Source organism: Aliidiomarina sp. (assembly GCF_047920995.1).
Taxonomy (GTDB): Bacteria; Pseudomonadota; Gammaproteobacteria; order Enterobacterales; family Alteromonadaceae; genus Aliidiomarina.
Genome location: NZ_JBLRWZ010000054.1, coordinates 1 through 6,683, shown reverse-complemented (window position 1 = coordinate 6,683; position 6,683 = coordinate 1). Strand labels below are relative to the sequence as shown.

Annotated in this window: 3 protein-coding genes; 1 reads left to right on the top strand and 2 read right to left on the bottom strand. The window is 46.9% G+C overall.

Going from position 1 to position 6,683, the window contains the following annotated elements:
- The coding region (gene narH / locus ACNA7P_RS10720) for a nitrate reductase subunit beta (protein ID WP_416258624.1) at window positions 1-829 on the bottom strand (829 nt) is incomplete at its 3' end.
- An 86-nt stretch (window positions 830-915) separates the two neighbouring features.
- Window positions 916-4,635 (bottom strand): nitrate reductase subunit alpha, encoded by a 3,720-nt coding sequence (locus ACNA7P_RS10715; RefSeq protein WP_416258623.1) that lies wholly within the window; start codon window positions 4,633-4,635, stop codon window positions 916-918.
- Between the two features lie 244 nt (window positions 4,636-4,879).
- On the opposite strand from ACNA7P_RS10715, the gene ACNA7P_RS10710 reads away from it, so the two are divergent.
- Window positions 4,880-6,683, top strand: a 1,804-nt coding sequence (locus ACNA7P_RS10710; RefSeq protein WP_416258622.1) for an ATP-binding protein, incomplete at its 3' end; no start/stop codon positions are given.

The following is a 6,683-nucleotide window of genomic DNA, read 5'->3' as shown; positions in this document are numbered from 1 at the left end:
CGTCATATAACAGCACACCTAAGTAGCGAATACGCCCTACACATGTTTCTGAACATGTAGTGGGTTGGCCCGCTTCAATCCGTGGATAACAGAATGTGCATTTTTCCGATTTGCCCGTTTTCCAGTTGTAGTAAATCTTTTTGTAAGGGCAGCCCGATACACACATGCGCCAGCCCCGGCACTTATCTTGATCAATCAAAACAATGCCATCTTCTTCGCGCTTATAAATTGCACCGGAAGGGCAAGCTGCTACGCAAGCTGGGTTCAAACAGTGTTCGCACAACCGTGGTAAATACATCATGAAGGTTTTTTCAAACTGTCCATAAATGTCTTTTTGCACCACTTCATTGAAATTCACATCTTTCTTACGCTTAGCGAACTCTGTGCCAAGAATTTCTTCCCAGTTTGGGCCCCACTCTATTTTCTCCATACGCTTGCCACTAATCAGTGAACGTGGCCGCGCTACCGGCTGGTGCTTGGTATCGCCAACGTTATGCAAGTGCTGGTAATCGAAATCAAATGGCTCATAGTAATCATCGATTTGTGGCAAATCGGGGTTCGCAAAGATATTTGCTAAAATACGCAGCTTGCCGCCCATTTTTAGCTGCAGCTTGCCTTTCTTCGTGCGTTCCCAGCCACCATTCCACTTTTCTTGGTTTTCCCACTCTTTCGGGAAGCCTTCGCCTGGTTTACTTTCAACATTGTTGAACCATGCATATTCCACCCCTTCGCGTGAGGTCCAGACATTCTTACAGGTGATGGAGCAAGTGTGGCAACCGATACACTTGTCCAGGTTTAACACCATGCCAATCTGAGCTCTAACTTTCATAATCGTATTCCTAAATCTGCTGCTACCGTGGTACAAGATTTATGTGTGGCGTAAGCAGCCTCGTTCGAGGCTGCTTACCCTGCCCACTACTCAGTATCCAACCAATCAACTTTGTCCATCTTGCGCACGATAACGAACTCATCGCGGTTACAGCCTACGGTTCCGTAGTAGTTAAAGCCGTAGCTTTGCTGCGCATAGCCACCAATCATATGGGTTGGCTTCATTACCGCTCGCGTTACCGAGTTATGAATACCACCGCGAGTACCGGTCATTTCTGAACCAGGAACATTCACAATGCGCTCTTGTGCGTGGTACATCATGCTCATCCCCTCAGGAACACGCTGTGAAACTACCGCTCGCGCAGAAATAGAACCGTTCACGTTAAAGATTTCGATCCAATCGTTATCTTCAATACCCGCAGCTTTGGCATCTATTTCACTCAGCCACACAATCGGCCCGCCGCGCGATAACGTGAGCATAAGTAAGTTATCTGAGTATGTGCTGTGAATACCCCACTTCTGATGCGGTGTAATCCAGTTCAACACGATTTCTTTATTGCCGTTGGGCTGCTTATTCAAAATTGGCTCTACGGTTTTTAAGTTAATCGGTGGCTTGTACACACATAAGGTTTCACCGAAATCTCGCATCCATTCATGATCTTGATAGAACTGTTGGCGGCCGGTAATGGTGCGCCATGGAATCAACTCATGCACATTGGTATAACCTGCGTTATACGATACATGTTCATCTTCTAAGCCAGACCAAGTAGGCGACGAGATGATTTTGCGTGGCTGTGCTACGATGTCACTGAAGCGAATTTTCTCGTCTTCTTTCGGCTTGGCTAAATGGGTATGATCGCGCCCAGTTAACTCACCTAATGCACTCCAAGCTTTCACTGCCACTTGGCCATTCGTTTCTGGCGCTAGCGAGAGAATTACCTCACACGCATCAATAGCAGATTCAATCTTCGGCCTACCCTTATTCGCTCCCTCTTCTACGTGGGTGCGATTAAGCTTGCCTAGGAAATCCACTTCATCTTGCGTGTTCCAATTAATTCCCTTACCACCATTGCCAAGCTTATCCATAAGTGGGCCAAGCGAAGTGAAGCGGTGATACATGTTCGGATAATCACGCTCTACTTCCACAATGTTCGGCATGGTTTGTCCAGGAATAGCTTCGCACTCCCCTTTCCACCAAGCTTTTACGCCGTATGGTTGGGCTAGCTCGTTCGGTGTATCGTGCTGCATAGGCACTGTAACCACATCGTTTTCAACACCTAAATGGCCTACACAAACACGCGAGAACTCTTTCGCTATACCTTTGAAAATGTCCCAATCGCTGCGTGCTTCCCATACTGGATCAATGGCGGCCGTAAGCGGGTGAATAAACGGATGCATATCCGATGTGTTCATGTCGTCTTTTTCATACCAAGTTGCTGTTGGCAACACGATATCTGAGTACAAACAGGTAGTAGACATACGGAAATCGAGGGTTACCCAAAGATCTACCTTGCCTTCTGCACCTTCATCTTCCCACTCCACATCTTCAGGCTTAGTGCCGCCAAAGCTGCCTAGGTCTTTACCGAGCAAACCATGCTTGGTACCTAGTAAATGCTTCAGCATGTACTCATGGCCCTTACCGGAAGAACCGAGCAAGTTTGAACGCCAAATAAACATATTGCGCGGAAAGTTTTTCGGGCTTTCAGGTTGCTCACAGGCAAACTTCAGGCTGCCTTCTTTTAACTGATCTACAACGTAGGATTTTACGTCCATACCCGCGTTATCAGCCGCAGCTTTAATACCTAGCGGGTTTGTGCCTAATTGCGGCGCACTTGGCAACCAGCCCATACGTTCGGCGCGGGTGTTGTAATCAATAATGCTTGATTTCCACTTATTCGGGTTCGCAAGCGGTGACACAACTTCGGTCATTTCTAATTTCTCGTAGCGCCACTGGCTCGAGTGGTTATAGAAGAACGAAGTACCATTCATATGGCGGGGTGGACGCTGCCAATCCAAACCAAAGGCTAATGGTGCCCAGCCAGTTTGTGGCCGCAGCTTCTCTTGCCCTACGTAGTGCGCCCAGCCACCGCCACTTTGGCCGATACAGCCACACATCATGAGCATGTTAATTAAGCCACGATAGCTCATGTCCATGTGATACCAGTGGTTAATGGCAGCACCCACAATAATCATCGAACGGCCTTTAGTTTTGTCCGCGTTGCGGCCAAATTCTCGAGCCACACGAATCACATCTTTCGGGTTCACCCCAGTAATCGCTTCTTGCCATGCTGGCGTGTACGGCACGCTATCATCATAGCTTTGCGCACGATTTGGATCGTTTACGCCGTTATCAACACCATAGTTAGCAAGCATTAAATCAAATACGGTAGCTACTAATACGCTGCTACCATCTGCAAGCTGCACGCGCTTGGATGGCACTTTGCGCATTTGAATTTCATCATGCTCAGTATGCTGAAAGTATTCATACTCATGCGGTTTACCGCCAAAGTATGGGAAGGCAACATCGGCCATTTCATCGGCGTTATCTTTCAAAGAAAGGTGTAAATCAACATCACCTTGATTGTCTTTCTGTTCAAGGTTCCATTTGCCTTTTTGGCCCCAGCGATAGCCAATGGCGCCATTCGGGCTCACCAAACGATCACCGTCACGGTTCATCGCAATGGTTTTCCAATCTGGGTTATTTTCTTCACCCAAGTTGTCTACCAAATCTGCAGCACGCAGGAAGCGCCCTTGGGTAAGGCGGCCATTCTCTTCTTCAAGCATTACCAACATTGGCATATCGGTATAACGGCGTACGTAATCGGTGAAGTATTCACTTGGTTGGTCAACGTGGAATTCTTTCAAAATCACGTGGCCAAATGCCATTGCTAATGCCGCATCGGTGCCCTGGCGAGGTGCCAACCAGGTATCACCAAACTTAGAGGCTTCAGAGTAATCAGAAGTGATTACGCAGGTTTTGGTACCCTTATAACGAACTTCAGTTAAGAAGTGAGCGTCTGGAGTACGGGTTTGTGGCACGTTTGATCCCCAAACGATGATGTAATTCGAGTTATACCAATCAGCCGATTCCGGCACGTCTGTTTGTTCGCCCCAAACCTGCGGCGATGCCGGTGGAAGATCACAATACCAATCGTAAAAACTGAGGCAGTTAGCGCCAATGAGTGATAAATATCGGGCTCCAGCGGCATAAGAAACCATCGACATAGCTGGAATAGGAGAAAATCCTGTTACCCGATCTGGGCCATAGGTTTTCGTGGTGTACACATTAGAAGCGGCAATCAGTTCATTCACTTCATCCCAAGAAGCGCGCACAAAGCCACCTAAACCACGGCGTTCTTTGTAACTTTTTGCTTTCACTGGATCGTTTACAATGGATTCCCACGCCAGTACTGGATCACTGTATTCTTGTTTTGCTTCACGCCATAACTGCATTAATTGCTGGCGCATTTTCGGGTACTTCAGGCGATTAGCACTGTAGATATACCAAGAATAGCTTGCGCCACGCGGGCAACCACGTGGTTCATGGTTTGGAAGATCAGGCCGAGTGCGCGGGTAATCCGTTTGCTGGGTTTCCCAAGTTACCAAACCGTCTTTTACGTAAATTTTCCAGCTACACGAGCCTGTACAGTTTACACCGTGTGTAGAACGTACTACTTTATCGTGCTGCCACCGCTGGCGATAACCTTGTTCCCAGGTGCGATCTTCATTCGTAACAACCCCATGCCCATTCGAGAAGGGTTCTTTCTTTAGATTGAAGAAGCGCAGTTTATCGAGTAAATGACTCATTTTTTCAGACTCCCGTCCAGCTACTGCATTCATAGTTCAAGCGAACATTATGGTAATGTGGGTAAATTGTGCTTGATCTGTATCAATGCAGCCAGTGGGGGTATTCGCGTACTTTTACTACAAGTACTCCTATATAGGTATTCGTGTTTAACGAGTAAATCGTTGATAATAAAGGCTATTGAAGATTGAGATTAGGCCAGTGTTATAGCTAGGTTTAAAGCTCAGATAAAAAGGGGTATTCAACGTGAAACAGCGCAAATCATCATTAGCGGGCAGTATTAGCCTCGCGCTCTTTGCGATCGTGAGTTTATCCCTGATTACTTTGCTAATTAGCTATTGGCTTTCGGAACAAGTGAATCGCGATCCGGAAGCACTAAACGTGGCGGGATCATTACGCTATCAAACCTATCATGTGGCGATTTTAGCAGCCCGCAATGATGAAGTACGTTTAGCTGAATCTGTGCAGGCCATAAACACCTCGTGGAACCATTCTGCATTTCGCCGTTTTGCCCACGCTGATGCCGATATTTATCGCCACTTTCGCGAAGCCCAAGCTAACTGGGTAGCGATTGAGCAAGATATTCGTAGTGGTGATTTTCGTTCAGACCTATTCTATAGCCAACTGAGTACTCAGGTTGCCTTTATCGATGAGCTAGTAATGCTCATTCAGCTTGATGCGGAAAAAACCGTGGGTGCGTTACGCCTCGTGTTAGTGATTGCGTTGTTCTTAACAGTGATACTCACCATTATTGTATTGCACTGGCTACGTGTGCGCTTTGAACTGCCCCTTGCAAAACTCCAACAAGTGGCCAAGCAAATTGGAGAGGGTGATTTTACGGCTCGGGCAAACTTAGCCAATAAAAATGATGAGCTCGGCACTTTGGCCAACACCATTAATAAAATGAGCGATACCATTGGTTTTATGTACGGCCGTTTAGAAACGCGAGTGAGTGAGCAAACTTCACAATTACGGCGCAGCCATATTACCTTGCAGTTGCTGTATGATATTTCCACTCGTATCAACGAGCATTCGCTGAATTATCATGATTTCAAAGACACTACGGTGAAGCTCCGCGATGTATTGGGGCTCGATGATCTCGAGTTATGTTTACTCACCAATGATGGCAATGCTCCCTACTTACAGTTTCAATCTGAGCAATCGGCAAAAGACCCATGTCATGCCAGCAATTGCGCGGAATGTGTGCGCCGCGATGAAGTAGTAGCGGTAGTAGAGGGCGTGCGTTCGTATTACTACCCATTAAGCCGAGATAATAAACGTTTCGGAGTGTTGGTTGCGCGCTGTAAGGTGAATGAGAGCATGCATGAGTGGCAGCAGAAACTGATGAAATCAGTATCGGATCAGCTTGCTTTAGCGCTCAGTTTAAAAGCCGAAGAAGACCAAGCTCGCCGCTTAGCCATGGTGAACGAACGCACAGTTATTGCCCGCGAATTGCATGATTCACTCGCCCAAGCACTTTCGTATTTAAAGATTCAAGTAACCCGGTTAAACAAAGCAATTGCCATTGAGCGCCAAGATATTATTGCGGATGTTTCTAACGAATTGAAACAGGGCCTAGATTCAGCGTATCGGCAATTACGCGAACTATTAACCACATTCCGCCTGAAAGTAGATGGCGATGGCTTGCTCAATGCATTAGAAGAAACCGTGTTACAGCTGCAAAAACAAACGAGCTTACTAATTAATTTAGATTATCGTATTGCCGATATCCCGTTGGAACCGCATGAAGAAATTCATTTACTGCAAATGATTCGCGAAGCTACGCAAAATGCGATGCACCATAGCGAAGGCAAGAATGTTACGATTCGTATTACGCAAGTTGATACTGCAGAAGTTCAGCTCGCGGTTGAAGATGATGGCATAGGTATTCCGGAAGACCCGCAAAAGCTTAACCATTATGGCTTAGCAATTATCCGCGAGCGCGCCCGCCACTTGGGTGGTGAAGTTACCATTCGCCGGCGCGAAACGGGTGGCACCGGCGTTTATTTTACCTTTATTCCACACTATTTAATGAGCGAAGTGAAAGAGC

Bases quoted from the DNA above. Each gene is read 5' to 3' on its own strand.
- ACNA7P_RS10715 (WP_416258623.1), bottom strand. From the start codon at position 4,635: ATGAGTCATTTACTCGATAAACTGCGCTTCTTCAATCTAAAGAAAGAA.